The following is a 2,819-nucleotide window of genomic DNA, read 5'->3' as shown; positions in this document are numbered from 1 at the left end:
GTGGATGATAATGAAACGAACAGGATCATCCTTGAGCATATGCTTGCTCACAAAAATATCAGATCCACACTGGCTGCTAACGGAATGGAAGCCCTAGAGATCTTGATGAAAGGCGCACGGTTTGATGTGATACTGATGGATTACCACATGCCCCTGATGTCTGGTGTAGAAACAATTGAGAAAATAAGAGAGCTCTTCAAAGAGTGGAAAGAAATAACTCCATTTATTATACTTTCTTCTTCTTCTGAAGAGAAAGAGATTGTTACGACTATTCGCGATAAAGACAATTCATATCTGCTTTTAAAACCTGTAAAATCAAACGATTTATTTAAAACCTTACGTAAAGCAGTCCACCGTAGCGTAGTTGACTTAACGCCAGTTCAGTCCGAAAAGAATTCGTATTCATTCTCTCCGGGACTGGAAATTTTGCTGGTTGATGATAATCCCATCAATATGGTCCTCAATAAAAGAATGATGGAGTCACTTGCTCCAAATGCAGTTTTAACGGAAGCGGTCAATGGGATGCAGGCATTAGAAGCATGTCAGAAAAAATATTTTTCCATTATTCTGATGGATGTGCAGATGCCGATAATGAATGGTATCGAAGCAACACAACAAATTCGGATGCTTTCAGGTTATGATAAAGTTCCTATCATTGGTGTGACGGCAGGTAATATAACAGGTGAAAGAGAAAAATGTTTAGAATCAGGAATGGCTGATTTCCTTCCAAAACCCTTCAAAAAAGCAGATCTTCAGGAAATACTACAAAAATATATTAATGCTGATAATAGTAATAAAAATATAACTCAGGTTCTTAATGGGAGGGTACCCTTATCAGAAATAGACATCAAACCGTATATTAATATCGATATGCTGAAGGAACAAACAGGGGGTGATCCTGATTTCGAGAAAGTTTTTCTTGAACTTCTCATTCAGGAACTTGTTAGTGCAGAAAAAAATGTAAAAAAAGCAACAGCAGAACGAGATATTGAAGAAATAAGGTTAATTCTTCACAAACTTAGGGGTGCTGCCGCGAGTGCTGGATTTTTTAAACTGTCTGAATGCGCTCTGAAATGGGAGATGTTAAGTGATAGTGAAATAGATTTTTTTGCTATGCAGAGTGATATACAACATGAAATAACAATGGGGTTGGAAATTGCAAAGGGGCTGATAAAGTAATCAAAAGTGATATGGTAAGCAAATCAGTTATCAAGAGTAGAAATGAAAAAAAATAGAGGGAGAAACTGAAATGGAAAAATGATAGATCATACAATGGGAAATGATGGAAAGCTCTAACATCTGTTGTAGCCTTGGAGCAAGTGGTTAGACAGTGGCGCCTTAGGGTTATGTTTGCCATTAAAAGTAAAGGTAAATGCTAAATTTTGGTATAGTATTTGAATATAAGCGATTACCATCAAAACTATTATATATCTTAAATTCCAAGAGAGTTTCCTTATCAATCAGGAAACTCTCTTTTTATTATGACTCGAATCATAATTAGAGAATTCAACTTTTTGTAATATTGATCCACAAGCTTTTTTTGTGGCATAGTTTTACAGGGAGGTCGTTTTTTCGACTTCCTTTTTTATTAGAAAATATGGCATGTAAATTGTGTATTTAAAAGTACTTTCTTCGTATAGTTGTTTGACAATCGACCCCGCAATTGCGGGGTTATTTTTTTACGGCAAGATTTGCCATTCAGTAATTTTATATTCACAAAATAATTAAATTTACAATATGACCTATAAAGTTTTGATTATGAGTATCAAACATCTTACGGAATTTCTATTTGTCTATGTATCTGCCATTGAAAATGATAAAAAATCTGGAATTGAAGCCTACCGTCTTTAAGTATACAAATAGGCACCATAAATCTTTTCACAACCATTGCCAAACCCAATAAATATATACAATGAAAAGTTTAAATCTTGTAATTTATATGTTGTAGCTAACGGAGATGAACTGCTGAATGAGTATTTCATTTCAGGAGGTTTTCAATATTATGGCGACTATCTTCGGGAGAGAGATGAGCCTTGGCATAAACAAATGAAGGAATTTATCCTAAAAAAATATACTACGTAAACGGTGGAGTTTGGGCATACTCAGTATATTTATTACATGATGTGGGCAAGGCTGTTTTTACTTCCGATGATGATAACAGCTATTTAAATTCTCCTTCTTCTGATCTTGTTTATCTGCATGGTATTCAGTATCCTATGGATTTATATGATTAAATTCTTTAATGCATATATGACTACTGTTGATCAATTAAAATCAATATAATGTATGTGTTTTTACAATTTCATCATTGAAAACATTACTTTTAATGATGGCAACAAAATTTCTTGCAGATACTTTTTTGTCTTTAACAAGTTGCATAATCTCAGAAATATCTTCAGTTCCTTTTAGTTTTTTCAATTCTCTTCCAATTGGAAAACCGATATGCAATAATTCATCGAAATCTTCCATGTTCATGAAATTCTTTTCATCTATTTGGTCTTGAACTTTTACGAATTCTGTTTTATCTAATAAACCATTTTCGCAAGTCAATGTTATATGTTCATCTAAAGTCATTATATTTATTTAACTGTAAAGATACTAAACTTCAATTACTGTTTTTCCTCAAACCAAAAACTAAATTCAAATCCAAATAAGCATAGATCTACAACTATTAATGAAAAATGGTAAAATATCTATTCATCCAGATCAAGATAAAAGCGGGAAAAAAATTTTACAGAAACCAAGTTTTATTATAACTTTAGGCTAAAGAATATTCCCTGAAATAAAGTCCATCTTCAAAAAATGGATTTTCGCATCAA

3 protein-coding genes are annotated in these 2,819 nt (G+C 32.9%); 2 read left to right on the top strand and 1 reads right to left on the bottom strand.

What is annotated here, in order from left to right; all coding sequences use genetic code 11:
- The coding region (locus B5X64_RS22350) for a response regulator (protein WP_139377624.1) at nt 1-1,179 on the top strand (1,179 nt) is incomplete at its 5' end.
- Nucleotides 1,180-1,887: 708 nt separating this feature from the next.
- Nucleotides 1,888-2,082 carry a hypothetical protein gene (locus B5X64_RS22345; protein WP_079467319.1) on the top strand — a complete coding sequence of 65 codons (195 nt, stop codon included), beginning with the start codon at nt 1,888-1,890 and terminating at the stop codon, nt 2,080-2,082.
- A 192-nt stretch (nt 2,083-2,274) separates the two neighbouring features.
- Here the strand turns inward: B5X64_RS22345 and B5X64_RS22340 are convergent, their stop codons facing one another.
- The gene (locus tag B5X64_RS22340; RefSeq protein WP_079467318.1) at nt 2,275-2,574 is read right to left on the bottom strand and encodes a hypothetical protein; all 300 of its coding nucleotides are present in this window, start codon (nt 2,572-2,574) and stop codon (nt 2,275-2,277) included.
- Nucleotides 2,575-2,819 lie beyond the last annotated feature (245 nt).

The organism is Chryseobacterium balustinum, from assembly GCF_900168205.1.
In the GTDB taxonomy this organism is placed as follows: Bacteria; Bacteroidota; Bacteroidia; order Flavobacteriales; family Weeksellaceae; genus Chryseobacterium; species Chryseobacterium balustinum.
Note: the sequence above shows the minus strand (reverse complement) of the source record. Positions and strands in the feature narration are given on the sequence as shown.